This is a genomic window from Anoxynatronum sibiricum, assembly GCF_039414295.1.
Lineage (GTDB): Bacteria > Bacillota > Clostridia > Peptostreptococcales > Tindalliaceae > Anoxynatronum > Anoxynatronum sibiricum.
Genome location: NZ_JBCITM010000006.1, coordinates 154,338 through 169,895, shown reverse-complemented (window position 1 = coordinate 169,895; position 15,558 = coordinate 154,338). Strand labels below are relative to the sequence as shown.

Genomic DNA, 15,558 nt, shown 5'->3' with positions numbered 1-15,558 from the left:
AGGTTAGTAAGATCAGTATGCGCGGATTGAATATCAGCCTTGCACCAAGCTGTGTGATTGGTTTGCACTTTCTTGCCTGATAAAATACAGGCTTATGAATAAGGTCAAGATTTCTGTCATCGGTGCCACAAGCCATACTCCAGTCATTCCGAACAGCGGTGGCAAAGTAAAAATACAAATCAGCAAAATAAACAAACTTCGTGCAGAAGATATGATGGCGGATTCTTTGGCTCTGCCAATGGATGTGAAGTAAAATGCTGAAATGGTATTAACTCCTGAAAACAGAAATGAAACACTAAAGATGATCATGCCCGAACGCACCAGCGGTTCCACGACATCACTCTTTACAAACAGACTGCTATACCATCCAGAAGCAACCAGCACCAGCAAAAACACCACTGCTCCTGCAGTGAGCACCATGAAGGTGGTGATTCTACGCAGGTTGGCTGCAAGCAAGTGTTCTTTTGCCCCATAGGCAAAGCTGATGAGAGGGCTTGCCCCCTGACCAAAACCGATAAGGACCATATTGAAAATGTAGGCAATATATCCCACTATGGTAAAGGCTGTCACGCCGTCCACGCCAATATTCTTTAGAATGACAAAGTTATAGGCAAACATGGAAATGCTCATCGACATTTCACCGACAAATTCCGAGCTGCCATTGAAAAGTGTGTTTTTAAGCACCACACTGGAAAAAGTAAATCTGCGGAATTTGTACACGCTTGACTTCTTGATAAAGAAGTAAAGAATGCACACAAGGGTCATGATAGCGGAAAGCAAAGAGGCAACAGCGACACCCTTTACACCCCAGCTAAACCAGCGAACAAATAAATAGTCAAACAGAATATTGAGCAGCACGTTCAAAATGTTGACTTGCATAAAATACTGCGGCTTGCCTTCTCCGCGGATAAACATGCCAAAGGATGCGTTGATCACCATAATCGGAAGCTGTAACAGCATAATGCCATAATAGTCTTTGAAAAATCCCGCCACCTGCGCATCGGCATTTAAGATATGAAGGAGTGGGTCAAAGAGAAACCACATGAAGCTGCTTACCAGAACGGTCGAAACCAGTGTCATACACATGGTCTGATTAAAAACACTGTTACACTTTTTGATATCGCCACTGCCAAGAGCCATTCCGGCAATGGCCATGCCGCCTACCGATATCATCAGTCCCACTGCCAGATAAAAATAGATCATTGGCAGCCCCAAGTTAACCGCAGCAAGACCCTCTTTTCCCACATAGTTTCCGATGAAATAACCATCGGCAACTGTAATCAGTGAGGTCAGCACCATGGCAATAATCGATGGAATCGAAAATTGCAAAAGCATTTTGATTTTGTTGCTTTGAATAATCTCTAAGTTCATACTCATTTCCTCCCTTTATCCATTGTGCACACCATATAGGATAAGGGAAGAAAAAGCAGAAGACTTCTGTTTTTGTGCTCTATTTGATGGGGATGCAAAGATCAATTTCCATATACATGGAACCATTATCAATCTTTCTGTAAATCTCAAAGCCGTAGCGGTGGTCAATTTCGCAGCTGCTTTGAGGTAACCACACATTGAAGAGGCTTTGGTAAGCGGTGTAAATCTGCTTTACGAAACCTTTGAAGTGATAAATGGCAAATTTACCACCTTTGATCACATAGGTATTTTTAAGCTGGCAGCCTTCTGGGGCTGTCATGCAGATATCATACAGGCATTCGTCTATATCGGTAATGGACGGGTCATCATAGGTGCGCTCTAAAAACAACGTTAGCTCGGTGATATGTTCCTTGTGTTTTTCTTGAAACGCACCCCAATGAACTGATAAGTTGCCATAGCTTCCTTTATGTCGTTCATAGATAACAGGATAATCCTCAAGAACTTCGATGGAGATTTTTTGGGTGCACTTCTCAAATGACTCTAACCCGACAGCAGCTTTGTTAAACAGCGGGTTTGTTAAAGAAATCTGGGTGATACTGCGGCGAAATTCCATTGGGGACAGGTGGTGATGTTGTTTAAAGGCAGAGCTGTAGTTTGATGAGCTATAACCATAATCACAGCTAATATCGGTGATGCTTCTGCGTTTCTCCACCTTCAGGCGAAACGCACTTTGTTCCATTTTCACGCGTTTGATAAATTCATAGACACTTTCCCCAGTTTCCGCCTTGAACATTCTGGAAAAGTAATATCTTGAAAAATTGCAATGAGAAGCTATCTCATCAACAGATATATTTTCATTGATGTGATTTAAGATATAATCGATAGCACGATTTATATACGCATTTGTTATCATTTTTCCTCCCTGTGTCTTACAATGCAATGATTGAAAATAGTCATGCTGATGTACTGATAGAGTTTAATTTATATAGAAAAGTGTTCAGTAATTTTACCATAGTAAAGCGTTTGCTTCAATTTTGTTTTTGGGAGAAACAATCTCATCACCGTTTGAGTTGGGTCTTTACGTTGATGCAGCAGGTCATGATGACTGAAAGAATCAATGCTAAGGGGGATCACCGCGGAGTTCACCGGGGACGGAGGTAGCGTAACCTGCTTCAGCATGTTGTTCAATGATTTGAAAAACGTGATGAGCAGTGAAGAATGAGGCCAATCATCTGATGTCGATGAAACTGAGTTGATAGGTGGCATCATCTTAATAAAAGTACTGTCAGACCTAAAAGATCAACCTGGACAGAAAAAATATATTTACAAAAAGGATCTATTTTGTTATTGTATTACCAGCGGTAATTACCATTGGTAATATAAGGGGAGGGAATAGCATGGGAGAAAATAAAAAAGGAGTCAGTAGAGATCTTATCATCCATACCACATTACGGTTAATTGAAGAAAAAGAAGGTCTCAAAGAGGTTAATCTACGAGGAATTGCCAAAGAAATTAAATGTGCGCATACCAATCTATACAATTATTTCAATAGTTTCGATGAAATAATGTGGGAATCATTGGGAGCTGTTCTGCTAAAAATGATTCATTATGTCGAGTCAAATACCATCTCATCAGATAATGATGAAGAGGTGTTGTATTCTGCATTAGAAGCAATAGTAACATTTTCAGTAGCGCATCCCTGGTGGTATCGGTTGATCTGGTTAGAACCAATAGAAGGCGAGCCATCTCCTCAAATAGCTGAAATACTCATTAGACCCGCGGAGGGACTTAATGCTTCAATTAAAAAAGCAAACGGGGGAGTCATCACAGATGAAAAAGCAAGTTCAGTTGCCAATATATTGTATAGCTACTTGCATGGTGAAGTCTGCAAATGGATTAACGGTCGAACGCCCATCAGCAGCAAAGATGAGATGATTGCGACGGTCATGTCAAATCTAAAACGGTTATATACATTATTGGTGAATGATCCGGAATAGCAAGTGAAAAACGCGAAGATGCAAGGTTCAGGATGATTGAGAGGAGCAAAGACAATTGCGTCAAAATGAAGATAAACCCATTTCCAAAGAGAATAAAGTCAGAAGGCTGCATGTGCCCTTTACTTTGTCCATGACACCCATGGAGGCCCTCCTGTTCATGACATTCGAGCAGGATCCTGATGCCATTTACTCAGCTTTTGAGGCGCAGCGATTTGATGACAACCAGCATGGAAAAGGACAACTCATCATCGGCTGGCGAGTGGATGGCAAGGTGGACATCTTCCATGACCCTCAGTTGAAACTGGAACCGGATGGCTATGACGTTTGCAAGGGTGGGTTGGCCAATATGGTTTCCAGGAACTTTAGTGACTCTTTCTTCACCGTGGGAGATTCGGGGATGGAAGCCCACTTTTCCTTTGAAGACTTAGAGGGGCGGTTAATCGACTTTAAGATCCGGGAGGGAAACAAGAAGGCGCTGCAACCATTTGGATTTCTTTCACCAGTAGGGGATGGATCAGAAAACCCCTCTGCCATGCCCGTACTTATGCTACATGACTTTTATTTCGTCAGGCGAAAAGGGACCGAGATTTCCATAACCATCAATGGCCGTTCTCACCGCCCTGATGTGATCAATTTCCCCATTGACTGGAAGCAAATGTATTTTACCCGCTATGCGTCAGATCCACTGGTCATCTTTTTCAATAGGGCCTATGATGGTCTAATTTCTACCCTTTCAGTGACTGGGGAGACGAGGGTTATTGACGGCGATACCACATATGAAGTGGATTGCTTTGATGAAAACCCCGTTCTAAAGGGGATCCAGCGGGAGTGTCAGGGGCGTTCCCTTCGACTGTCCTTTGAACCGGCTTTTCCCAACCTCGCTGCATTTGAGGGCCCTTCTGTGCAAGGAGCGTTTTCAATCAAGGGAGATCCGAGCCTGGGAGAGATTCGGGGCAACTACAACGTCACCCGGATCAACGATAATCTCAGTGTAACCATGGTACCTTCTGGTGGATGGATACCAAGGAAGGAAAGATGGGGTATTCGGCTTCTCTATGACGTAGTCGGACTCTTTAAGAACTGGCCCAAAACCTATAAGTGGACGGCACTGATTGATGAAACTAAAGATGGGCAACTCCACATGAACTCCTTCTGGGAGCGGATTGTAAAGACGTAAAGAGGTTAGGTAAAAGGATTATTAACAAGTGCTTAAATAAATCGAATATGGGGTGCTCTAATGAAAATAGGCATAATCATTTACTCACAAACTGGCAATACCAGTGCCGTGGCTGAAAAGATTAAGATAAGGTTAATTGAAAGAGGACATGCAGCAGAAATTGAAAGAATTGAGATTGAAGGAGAAATGAAGCAGGGAATGGAAGATATTGTTTTCAAATCCGTTCCTGAAACAGACAAATATGATATTATTGTATTCGGATCACCTGTTCAGTCTTTTTCTCTCAACCCCGTTATGAAGAATTACCTGGACCAACTTCATTCATTAGGAGGCAAAAAGATCGCCTGCTTTGTTACCAAGGGCTTGCCAGGACGCTTCACCGGGGGTAACCAGGCAATCAGGACAATGCTGGCTGTATGTGAAGAGAAAGGTGGTACCGTGGAGGAAACAGGAGTAGTGGTGTGGTCCGGTTCCCGGGAAAAAACCATAAATGACATCGCCGAAAAAATATGCAAATCCCTTCAGCAATAACCTGACAACGGGGAGGGCGGTTGCAAAGGGTCGGCGGTTGCAAGGGGTCGGAGGTGCTGTAACCTCCGATGCTGTAACCTCAACCGGTTCATCAAACTGATGCTTATGGTTGCATAGGAAGCTGTAAAGGCACATTCACCAAAATATTAGTAATAAGAGAGGTACATACTTGGAAAATTTCATGGAAAAACTAAAATCCGTCTTACGGGAAGCTCCTGCAACCATGACATTCATACTCATCAACAGCGCCATCTTTGTTATCTTAAACGCCCTCCCCGGAACGAGGGATTACCTGCTTCTTAATCATGAACTGCAGGTGATCCTGCAGCGGCCCTGGACCCTGGTGACCGTCTTCTTCTCCCAGGAGTTGCACATTCACCTGCTGATGAACATGGGCTTGTTCTTCTTTTTTGGCAGGGAGATGGAGAAGCACGCGGGATCAGTCGCGGTTATGGCCACTTACATGATCTGCGGGTTCCTTGGCAGCCTCACCATTCCTCCTCTTGCCCCCTTCATCGGCTGGACAACAGGATTGGTGGCAGGGGCTTCCGCCGCCGTCTGGGGTGTGGTGGCCGCAGTGGCCGTGCTTCGTCCAACCACCCGGTTTTGGGGACACCCGGCCAAACACTACACCATGGCCTTGTTTGCAGGCAACGCCCTGTTGTTCATCATGAACCCGGATGTCTCCATTGGTGCCGCCGCTCATGCAGTGGGAATCTTGGCAGGCCTGGTCTGCGGCTATGGGTTTCGAAGGCGCCAGGCATAATAGCACCAAATAGTTACAGGATCAACGCACACAAGGCACCACCCGTTGGGTAAGAGGCTTTTATCCATGGGTGGTTTTGCATTGTCTGTAACAACTGAATGACAGCCACCGCATTTTATCTTGAAAAAATGGCCTGTTTACTCCGATGCAGTGGCCTTATCAGCTGAAGTGCTCATTAAGTTCTTATTATAATTCCAATACTGCCTTTTACCTTTTGTTGTTAAGTGACCATTATTGTATTGTATCGCATTAACCGGACAGCAATGATAACAAGCCAAACAAAGCTGGCAGTTCTCATGCATCCACAGTACTTTTTTCTCAAATCTAACATTGTCTACCGGGCAGGATGTAATGCATGTATGACACTTCGTACAAGCTTCAGTATTTACACTAAAACAGTCGTCACTGTTATAGACTTTATCTAAATATGTTTTATATCCATATCTGGGAAAATACTTTGTGATGAACCACAGAAAATCTATTAATGCAAATCTCCTCTTAGCGATTCGATGATTTATCGACGCAGTTATTTGGCTGATTACAGCATCACTCTGCCTATTCCTTAATTCTTTGGTTTTATTTGATGAGCTATTCCAAAAATCAATGTTAAAATTATCCCCCATAGTTATATACTGAAAATATGATATTTTGTTACTTAAACAATTTCTTAACTGTTTTCGCACGCCACCTGCAAAAGGGATCCCTCGTGTTGCAATGACAAATAAGAAACTATTGCTGTTAAAATCAGAGTTCATCAAAAAGCTTTCCACAACTTTTGGAAGCCCGAAATAATAAACAGGAAACACAATGCCAATAATATCATCTTCATAAATCTTGTTCTCTATTTCATCTGTCATTTTAATAAGTTCACAATCGTCTATTTTCATACAAAGTTTTTTGGCAACTTGGTATGAATTCCCTGTACCTGAGAAATAAAATATTTTTGCCACAAGCCTCATCTCCTTTACATCCCCGACGCCTTCGAACACGAAACCATGCCGACAAAATCTACCCCATTAATGCAAGATCCTGCTCAGAAATTTCTTGGTTAATGCGGTAATTAGAAACAGACAGCTGATAGCCCCTGCTAAACCATAGGTCAGCATGGTGAAAACATGGATGCCGTTGTTGCTTAGGATTTCTCCAATCCAAAAGCTGGGTAGTATTCCAAAAATATACCTAACAGGGGATTGTGTGATCCACGGTATGATAAAACCCATCACGAAAATGTTTGACAATTTAGCCAGGGCAAGCCCTTCCACTTTGTTGCCTGCAACAGTCACCAAAAACATACCAACAACGACACCTTGCAATGTCCCAATTAAAGAGGAAATGACAATGATCAAGGGGTCCTTTACAGTGAAGGCAAAAAGCGACACAACCAATATCGATGAAATAAACCCCCAGATCATGGGAAGTGCAATTCTCGCAATCAGATAAGCATAACCGTTTGCGGGGGTTATATTGTAGTAAATGCCTATGCCCTCATCTCGCTCATCAAGGATCACAAAGGCACAAATCATCGCCATCATAACCGGCGTTAATGTCAGTACCATGGCATCACTTACTGCATACCAGGGGGAGAGGGAGAAATCCAGTCGTTGTTGCAATATCTTATCTGCAAAGGGAAGCATGTATCTCAAAACTGCTCCCATGAGGAATGGCGCCGGGATCAACAAGAGTAACATGCCATCACGAAGCACCTGTCGAAATCCTACATTAAAGATTTTGAAGACAATGCTCATCATCTCACTCTCCTCCCCGTTCAATGTATGTGGCGAAAAACCTGTTTGCAAGTATATAAGCAGGTGCACACCATAAAATGATTCCCACAAGTGATAATATGGGAGGATAAGGAATCTCCAATTGTAAAGAGGCATAGATCAAACGAAGCAGTAATGTGGCAGGCAGTATTTCTATTAAGAAATTGTTCAGATCAAGGTAAATCAAAAAAGCCGGCCCCATTAACAGGATCCCTACTGGAACACTAATCACAAAATAGTGATTGATGGATTTAGCAACAGTCCCTACCGCTAACCCAAACAAGGTAAACACAGATGCACCTGCAAACACGCCAAGAGACAGAAGCAGGTAGTTCACTTCTGATCGAAACATGATCCCTGCAATGAATAAGGCAACCATTGTGGAGATGATTGACAGGGACAGCACTTTGGATAATACGTACTCACGGTTAAGTGTGGGCAATATGGAAAAATAAGTGTGGAGGCCCTCACCACGCTCCAATAAAATCATTCCGCCGATAAAAAAGAAACCAAGGGCAGCGGGATCTGTCAGGATGATGATGGCAGCTGCAGGACGAGCCATACTTTCAGGCAGAAACAATAAAATGCTCAGGTATAACAGGGAAATCACAGCATAGAGAAAGTAGAATCCGTATTTGATTTGGTACCGAATGTCAAAGGTGAAAATACTGAAAGCTCTCATACCAGGCGCCTCCCTGTTAACTCCATAAAGACATCTTCCAATGTGGGCTCTTTTGAGTGAATGCTCCTCAACCTTCCTTCCTGCAACTGTTTCATAAAGAGCTCATCCTTTTGCAGATTCGCCAGCACGGCTTTTCCAGTTTTCATTACCTCTGAATCCATGTAGGCATAGCTTATTTCCACTGCTCTTTTATGATCCTTCAATTGCAAGGGTTCACCCACCGCTTTGATCTTTCCGTCTACAATGAAGGCAACACGGTCACACAGTTCTTCTGCATCATGCATGTTGTGGGTGGTGAGAATAATTGTTCGGCCTTCTTTTTTTTGCTCAAGGATCATATCTTTCATCAACCGTGCATAAGTGGGATCAAGACCGCTGGTTGGTTCATCCAAAAACAAAAGCTGGGGCTGGTGTAAAATGGAACGCACAAAAGCCAATCTCATTTTCATCCCTTTTGAGTAATCTGCCACTTTCTTATTGGCGTGTTCCCCCAAGCCCACCCTTTCTAAACAGGTCAGGGGGTCTAAGGACTTCCTGTCATACAGCGAAGAAAAGTATCGCAGGTTTTCCAAACCGGTAAACTTCCCATATAAGTTAGGAAACTCAAAATCAACTCCGATTTTTTCATAGAATTCTTTGTCACGGTTTTTCACTTCGGTGTTCAGCACGTTTACAGATCCCTGGTAATTCCGTAATATGCCGCACAATATTTTTTGTAAAGTGCTTTTCCCCGCTCCCGATGGACCAAGAAATCCAAATATTTCTCCCGCCCCAACATGAAAGGATACATTCTCTATGAAGCTTATCTGTTGATTGTACGAAAAATTCAAGTTTTCCACTTCTATCATACTTAAACCCTCCCAAATAGTCGTTCTGCCAATCCTTCAACCAACAGGTTAATGACTGATTCAATATGCTCTTTCCCAAGTTCCTGTTCATGCAGTAATAGAAAAAACAGTCCTCGTATGGCGACTGCAACTGTTTTGATGTTAACGTCTTCTGCCTCAAGCCCTAAATGCATCATCAGTTTTTCAATGTCTTCCTGATCCTCGGCAATGTGTTTTTCCACTCTCTCCTGGGGCAGTTTGCGTAAAAGCTGTTCGTATTCACCTCTGTTTTTCATTAATGAAATTAACCAGGGGTGACGCCTGACTTCCTGAAACACTTCGCTTAAAGCAGCAATAAATCGTTCCTTTGAACTGCCTTGATGGTTAAAAGTGACCTCCATTAATAACTCCTTGATTTCTTGCTCACTTTTTTCGCGTATTTCCATAAAAAACAGTTCTTTTGAGTGGAAAAAAGAATAGAATGACCCTTTGGATATGCCCACTGCATTGCATATTTCATCAATATTGGTACGCTTAATGCCATAAAGTCCCCAAGACTTCTTCCCTTCTTCAATTAAGCGATCGTAAATCATTTCCTTTTCCTTGGCTTGAAAATGCTTTGGCATCATCTCAACTCCTGTATGACTGAATATGTTTTAATAGTCATTGCGTTTAATATATCATGCTTTTTATTTTCCTGCAACTGTTTATTTTGATGGTTGAGTTTGAGATTGTTCAGTATTCCTCAGCACTGGAGATGAACGAAAACCAGGTGAAAGTCACATTCCACCGGGCGCGGAACCGGCTTCATCAATGGGCAAGTCGTCACCATCAGAAAGAAAGGAAGGATGTTCATGACAGAACAGTGGACTGAACAGAAAGAGAAGAGCATTTTGAAAAGGTATCGCTACACCTCAGTGTATCGAATTATTACAGTGGGAATATTACTGTTCTTGGGCTACACAATGGATGTGCTGGCCCTTACAGTGGCGTATGATCATACGTCCAGGGGAGAAGCTGACAATGCATGCCCAGTTACTGGTTGACTGGACCTGCCCGGGCATCTCAAGTGAGCACACCACCCCATTTGGAAGCCGTATTTCACCCCTTCTGACACAAAGCACATTCGTCCCAATTTACCGAAAAATTGGCAAAGAGGAAATCAGTGTGGGAGAGTTTCAGCTTAAGAAACCGTCGATCATTCCGGCTGTCCAGAGAGAATATCATTTTTTATCAAAAAAATGAGCAGCCACGATTTTCTCTCTCAAGGGCCAGTTCGCCCCAGTTCATCATTCATGATAGCCGATTCCATGTGTAAGATGCCATGACAAAAAACATTGACAAAGATCGCAAAGGCTATTATTATCATTATTAGGAATGATAATAATAACACGACAGAATCACACTCCCATTCATACAACAAGATACAATGCTCCATCCCGTCTTGATGAATGGTACAGACTCAAAAAAGGAGTAATGAGAAGATGAAATTCAAAGGATCAAACCAAAGAAATCAGGCAAAAACAACAGTGAAATGGAAGAAGAACCTGAAAATGATCTTTAAGATGGTCTTTGGGCTTACGGCAGCGGGCATGGTCATGGGTGCAACGGCGCAAGCCACCTACTTTAAGGGAAAACTGGAACAGACTGAGCCCTATGGGCAGATGGTTGGGGTGGACGATGGACAGATGCACCTTTATTCCATGGGACCAACTGCAGGAGACGGTGAGAAGACCATCGTCTTACTCCCCGGCATGGGGGTGCCCCTTCCTTCCGCTGATTTTTCGCCCCTCATGCGTACACTCAGTGAAAAGCACATTGTGGTGACTGTGGAATACTTTGGCGTGGGTTTTAGCAGCCAAACGTCAAAGCCGCGCACCACAGAAAATTACGTTGAAGAGATCAGAACAGCTCTGAGAGAAGGAGGGTACACACCACCCTATGTGTTAATGCCCCACTCCATCTCCAGTGTTTACAGCGAATACTATGCTTCAAAGTATCCAGAAGAGGTGGAAGCCATCATCTCCCTGGATGGCACCTCCACCGCCTATCATGAAGAGATGCCCGCTTTTGTCAAGTTTGTACTGCCTGTGGTAAAGTTTCAGCAATCAATAGGTGCTACATCAGTGCTGGCCCAGGTGATCACCAGCAATCAGCGACAGTCGTTGCTTGACAATGGATACACGGAAAAAGAGATCAGTTACATGAAGATTTTTGGCGGATTTTCGTTGAATGACAATGTCTTGGAACAGATCGGACGTTCAACGGATTACATCAAAGATACCATGGACCTGCCACTCCCAGAATCCGTCCCCTTTTTTAAGGTAATCTCCAGGGACACCTATGAAACACCCAACAAGCAGCTTACCATTACACCCCAGCAATATCAGCAGGACCACCTTGCACGAATAGGCCCCCACGCTGACTACGAAATACTGGAAGGCAACCACTTTATTTATGCAGGCAACACTGGCCGGATTTCTGAAATTGTTGACAACGTGTTGTCACAAAGGGATGTGAAACCATGAAATCAAAAATCAAAGCCATGCTCCACCCCATCCGTATGCGCATCATTCAGACCCTGCTGGATGGCAAAGAGATGACCGCCGGTGAAATGGCAGAGAAGCTCCAGGACATTCCACAGGCAAGTCTCTACCGCCACCTTAACGCCCTCCTCAAAGAAGAGATCTTGGCAGTGGTCAGCGAAAACCGAATCCGGGGCACCATGGAGAAGGTCTTTGCCCTGTCTGCCACACTGGAAAGCGCCACCACAAAGGAAGTGGAAGAAGCCTCCCGGGAAGACCACTTCAACTTTTTCTTCAGTTTCATCATGGGCCTGCTGGGAGAATACGAAGCGTATCTGCAGGAAGAAACCATCAATCTGAAAGAGGACGGTGTCAGTTTCCGCCAGGCGAGTGTGTACCTCAGCGACGAAGAATTCATGGACATCATGACGGTCATGGGGGAAAAGCTGATGGCCGCCATGAAAAACGAACCCGGGGAGAACCGGCGGCTGCGCACTATTGCCAACATTGTGATCCCCGCCACCGAGAAAAACCAATAAGCCCATAAAGCCCCATAAACCGATTGAACAGAAATAGACGGGGAACTGTCTTGACCGAAGAAGAGGAGTAATGAACGATGAACTACCGTGAAGAAGAAGTATTGGTACAAGGTCACTACCCCCTGGCTGCCACCCTTGGAATGCCTGTAGGAAAAGGCCCTTTTCCCGCCGTGGTGATTGTGGCCGGTTCAGGCAACGGAGACCGGGACGGCAACATCCAGAAAGCAAAACTCAGCCCTAACATGTATCGGGATCTGGCCGTGTTTTTGGGTGGGCTGGGCTGTGTTACCCTCCGGGCAGACAAACGGGGGACAGGCAAAAGCGGCGGCGTTTTCATCACCACCGGCATGCACGACCTGGTGGAGGACATCCTCACCCTGGCGGATTACCTGAAAGCACACCCTAAAGTGGGCAAAGTGATTCTACTGGGTCACAGCGAAGGGTGCACCCTCATTGCCGCTGCCAATGCAAAGTGTCCCATGGACGGCCTTGTCTTCCTGGCAGGCGGGGCAGAATCCCTTAACGATGCCGTGAAACGCCAGCGCGACCTGGTTAGCCAGGAAATGAGGCACATGAAAGGCCTTAAAGGGGCCCTCATCCGCCTCACCAAAGCTTACAACAAGGTGGAAAAGCAGGCGCAGAAGTTTAATGTTAAAATCCTGGCCACGAAAAAGCCGGTGATCCGCATCCAGCTCCAGAAAATGAATGCCAGGTGGTATCGGGAGCACCTTCTCTACGATGTGTTTGAAGACTTGGCTAAAGTCACCTGCCCCGCCCTGGCCATCAACGGCTCCACCGACGTCCAGGTGACACCGGAAAAAGCCCTGGAACTGGGCAATTACGTGAAAGGCCCGGCAGAAGCCCATGTGATAGAGGGGATGAACCACCTGCTGAAGGAAAACAGTAAACAGGCATCCCTGCTGCACATCATCAAGGAGTACAGGGCGGACATGGATAAACCACTTCACCCGGAGCTGAAGGAGCGGATCGCCGATTGGCTGCAAAAACATGACAAGAGTTTGGCGTATCCGGCTTAACACAAATCATAAACTCCCCACGGGGCGACAGATTCACTGTCCCTTTCATGGGGAGTTTGTCTTTGCATTACGTATAATGAAATGAGTAGGCATTCAGGACCATGCACTCCTGTCAAACGAAAAACCGATAAAGATATGGCAAAAGTAGCAGGAGATTTGGGATCATTGGCGAAAGATAATATAGCAGGCTCCATTATACCGATTCATTCACCTATCATAAACCATTGAAGAAAGATGGAGTGAACCACCATGTCCATCAAATTCGTCGCCATCGACTTCGAAACAGCCAACAGCAGAAGAAACAGCGCCCGTGCCCTGGGCATGGTGCTTTATGATGATGGCGTGCATACCCGAAAAAGCTGACTCATCAAAACGGAACCACTGAATTTCATCCCTTTTAACATCCAGATCTACGGCATCACGCCACAAATGGTGAACAGCGCTCCCACTTTTGAAGAATTGTGGCATATGGATCGGCCTTAATCGTTGGACGACATAGTATGCATGAGGGCAAAGAAATGCTGAGGCTCACCGGTACTAAAATACTCATACCAAGATTCCAGTGTGTTTGATTGAAAAACACCTACATGTTCAATGATTTGCTTCGCCCACAACAAAGCTCCGGTGGAACTTGAGGTAATAAGGTTGTGATCCACTACAGACGGCTTGTCTACATAAAAACGTTGCCCTTGATAGCCAGGAGAAACCATTTCAAGAAATCCTGGCCCATTGCTGGTATGGGGACGCTGATCCAACAGCCCAAAGTTGGCAAGCGCGGCGGTAGCACCACAGATGGCACATACTGTAGCGCCCAAAGAGAGAAATTCCCTTGCTTTTTCGATGATAGCGCCATGCTTTGGGTCGTTCCACGTATCTGCGCCCGGTAATAGCAATACGCTTGTTTCGCTCACAACAATATCATCAACTAAGCAATGGGGCACGATGGTTAACCCGCCCATTGTATTGACTGGCTCCTTAGAATAACTGACCGTTTTGAGCGATACTCGCTGCTCGCCTTTTTTGAAAAATCGACCAGAGTTCAGCTCTGAAGTAACATACCCCAGTTCCCAGTCGGCTAAAGTATCAAGAACATAAACATAGATTGTCACATAAATTCCTCCATTTCCTTTGATTGCCTGCTTTTTCATTCTACCATGCGATTGTTGACAACAGTATGGCAACAATCCGGCAACAATCTGCAACAGTAAAAGAAATACTGAAAGGCGGCTCTCAGATGAAAATTGACAGGCTCGTCAGCATTATTATGATACTCCTGGATCGAGAGCGTATAAGCGCACAGGAGCTGGCAGATATGTTTGAAGTTTCACTTCGCACAATCTACCGCGACATCGACAGCATCAACATGGCAGGCATTCCTGTTCGATCAGTATCGGGAGTAGGCGGCGGCTTTGAAATTCTGCAGGAGTACAAGGTTGATAGAAAGGTTTTTTCGACTGCCGACCTTTCCGCTATCCTGATGGGGCTTTCCAGTCTTTCCAGCATGATACGAGGTAATGAACTGGTAAACGTCTTTGCAAAAGTCAAGAGCTTTATCCCTGCTGACAGAGCGAGAGATATTGAACTAAAAGCAAGTCAAATACATGTAGATTTAACTCCCTGGATGGGCAACAGGAACATACAGCCATATTTGCAAATGATCCAAACAGCGTTACAGGAAAGCAGGCTGCTTTCCTTTGAATATGCAGACCGCTACGGAAATAAAACTGCACGAACAGCCGAACCGTATCAGCTTGTATTAAAAAATAGTCATTGGTATTGGCAAGGGTTTTGTCATAAAAGAACTGATTTTCGCCTGTTCAAACTATCCCGCACATCAAACCTGCAAATACAAGAGACGTTTTTTACGCCACGGGAATATCCAAAACCGCAGTTGGACTTTGCCGATGTTTGGGCAACGATGCAAACAAAAATCAAACTTCGGATTCATCAATCTGTCATGGACAGGGTGCTTGATTATTGCACTGATGACAACTTTTCGCCAGACGGTGATGAGCATTATATTGTTCGATTTCCTTTCATAGAGAACGAATACTACTACAACATTCTTTTCAGTTTTGGAGATAAATGCGAGTGTTTAGAGCCGTTGCATATCCGCACAGAAATGAAGCGCAGAATACATGATATTGCCACCTTATACAATGGATAGAACAGGAGTTTATGCTTAGAAGTTGCAAGGGGTCGGAGGTGCTGTAACCTTTGAGGTTGCAAGGGGTCGGAGGTGCTGCGGGAGGTTGCAGGAGGTTGCAAGGGGTCGGAGGTGCTGTAACCTTCCAGGTGTAAAATTTACCAGGTGGCGGGAAGATGAAAAACACATCACATTTT

17 protein-coding genes are annotated in these 15,558 nt (G+C 44.6%); 9 read left to right on the top strand and 8 right to left on the bottom strand.

Annotated elements, in window-relative coordinates; all coding sequences use genetic code 11:
• Positions 1 to 33: 33 nt before the first annotated feature.
• Both AAIG11_RS07970 and AAIG11_RS07965 read right to left on the bottom strand, forming a co-directional pair.
• Positions 34 to 1,335 (bottom strand): MATE family efflux transporter, encoded by a 1,302-nt coding sequence (locus tag AAIG11_RS07970; protein ID WP_343185752.1) that lies wholly within the window; start codon positions 1,333 to 1,335, stop codon positions 34 to 36.
• Between the two features lie 115 nt (positions 1,336 to 1,450).
• A complete protein-coding gene (locus tag AAIG11_RS07965; protein WP_343185710.1) occupies positions 1,451 to 2,284 on the bottom strand; it encodes an AraC family transcriptional regulator in 834 nt (277 codons plus the stop codon).
• A 484-nt stretch (positions 2,285 to 2,768) separates the two neighbouring features.
• Here AAIG11_RS07965 and AAIG11_RS07960 point away from each other — a divergent pair, with 484 nt between their 5' ends.
• The 4 genes from AAIG11_RS07960 (at position 2,769) to AAIG11_RS07945 (ending at position 5,842) form a co-directional block, all read left to right on the top strand.
• The gene (locus AAIG11_RS07960) at positions 2,769 to 3,368 is read left to right on the top strand and encodes a TetR/AcrR family transcriptional regulator (protein ID WP_343185709.1); all 600 of its coding nucleotides are present in this window, start codon (positions 2,769 to 2,771) and stop codon (positions 3,366 to 3,368) included.
• Between the two features lie 55 nt (positions 3,369 to 3,423).
• Positions 3,424 to 4,545, top strand: a complete 1,122-nt coding sequence (locus AAIG11_RS07955) for a hypothetical protein (protein ID WP_343185708.1) — start codon at positions 3,424 to 3,426, stop codon at positions 4,543 to 4,545.
• A gap of 60 nt (positions 4,546 to 4,605) precedes the next feature.
• On the top strand, positions 4,606 to 5,076 hold the full coding sequence (locus tag AAIG11_RS07950) for a flavodoxin family protein (protein ID WP_343185707.1): 471 nt from the start codon (positions 4,606 to 4,608) through the stop codon (positions 5,074 to 5,076).
• A 181-nt stretch (positions 5,077 to 5,257) separates the two neighbouring features.
• Positions 5,258 to 5,842 carry a rhomboid family intramembrane serine protease gene (locus AAIG11_RS07945; RefSeq protein ID WP_343185706.1) on the top strand — a complete coding sequence of 195 codons (585 nt, stop codon included), beginning with the start codon at positions 5,258 to 5,260 and terminating at the stop codon, positions 5,840 to 5,842.
• Positions 5,843 to 5,979: 137 nt separating this feature from the next.
• Here AAIG11_RS07945 and AAIG11_RS07940 read toward each other — a convergent pair whose 3' ends face one another.
• From AAIG11_RS07940 to AAIG11_RS07920, 5 genes are all read right to left on the bottom strand, one after another.
• Positions 5,980 to 6,792, bottom strand: coding sequence for an EFR1 family ferrodoxin (locus AAIG11_RS07940; protein ID WP_343185705.1), 813 nt, complete (start codon positions 6,790 to 6,792; stop codon positions 5,980 to 5,982).
• Positions 6,793 to 6,858: 66 nt separating this feature from the next.
• Complete coding sequence (locus AAIG11_RS07935; protein WP_343185704.1) at positions 6,859 to 7,590, bottom strand: hypothetical protein; 732 nt, start codon at positions 7,588 to 7,590, stop codon at positions 6,859 to 6,861.
• A gap of 1 nt (position 7,591) precedes the next feature.
• Positions 7,592 to 8,287: a fluoroquinolone export ABC transporter permease subunit gene (locus AAIG11_RS07930; RefSeq protein ID WP_343185703.1), complete on the bottom strand. Its 696-nt coding sequence runs from the start codon at positions 8,285 to 8,287 to the stop codon at positions 7,592 to 7,594.
• Positions 8,284 to 9,135, bottom strand: coding sequence for an ABC transporter ATP-binding protein (locus AAIG11_RS07925; protein ID WP_343185702.1), 852 nt, complete (start codon positions 9,133 to 9,135; stop codon positions 8,284 to 8,286). Before AAIG11_RS07925 ends, AAIG11_RS07930 begins: the two co-directional genes overlap by 4 nt.
• 2 nt (positions 9,136 to 9,137) lie before the next feature.
• Positions 9,138 to 9,740, bottom strand: a complete 603-nt coding sequence (locus tag AAIG11_RS07920) for a TetR/AcrR family transcriptional regulator (RefSeq protein ID WP_343185701.1) — start codon at positions 9,738 to 9,740, stop codon at positions 9,138 to 9,140.
• A 228-nt stretch (positions 9,741 to 9,968) separates the two neighbouring features.
• Here AAIG11_RS07920 and AAIG11_RS07915 point away from each other — a divergent pair, with 228 nt between their 5' ends.
• From AAIG11_RS07915 to AAIG11_RS07900, 4 genes are all read left to right on the top strand, one after another.
• Positions 9,969 to 10,160 (top strand): hypothetical protein, encoded by a 192-nt coding sequence (locus AAIG11_RS07915; RefSeq protein WP_343185700.1) that lies wholly within the window; start codon positions 9,969 to 9,971, stop codon positions 10,158 to 10,160.
• 438 nt (positions 10,161 to 10,598) lie between these two features.
• A complete protein-coding gene (locus AAIG11_RS07910) occupies positions 10,599 to 11,642 on the top strand; it encodes an alpha/beta fold hydrolase (protein ID WP_343185699.1) in 1,044 nt (347 codons plus the stop codon).
• Positions 11,639 to 12,178: a helix-turn-helix domain-containing protein gene (locus AAIG11_RS07905; protein WP_343185698.1), complete on the top strand. Its 540-nt coding sequence runs from the start codon at positions 11,639 to 11,641 to the stop codon at positions 12,176 to 12,178. The genes AAIG11_RS07910 and AAIG11_RS07905 overlap by 4 nt, the downstream gene beginning before the upstream one ends.
• A gap of 77 nt (positions 12,179 to 12,255) precedes the next feature.
• Positions 12,256 to 13,215 (top strand): alpha/beta hydrolase, encoded by a 960-nt coding sequence (locus AAIG11_RS07900; RefSeq protein WP_343185697.1) that lies wholly within the window; start codon positions 12,256 to 12,258, stop codon positions 13,213 to 13,215.
• Between the two features lie 479 nt (positions 13,216 to 13,694).
• Here the strand turns inward: AAIG11_RS07900 and AAIG11_RS07895 are convergent, their stop codons facing one another.
• Entirely contained in the window at positions 13,695 to 14,363 is a 669-nt protein-coding gene (locus AAIG11_RS07895; RefSeq protein WP_343185696.1) for a type 1 glutamine amidotransferase family protein, read from the bottom strand.
• Positions 14,364 to 14,449: 86 nt separating this feature from the next.
• Between AAIG11_RS07895 and AAIG11_RS07890 the strand changes: the two genes are divergently transcribed.
• Positions 14,450 to 15,382, top strand: coding sequence for a helix-turn-helix transcriptional regulator (locus tag AAIG11_RS07890; RefSeq protein WP_343185751.1), 933 nt, complete (start codon positions 14,450 to 14,452; stop codon positions 15,380 to 15,382).
• Positions 15,383 to 15,558: the final 176 nt, after the last annotated feature.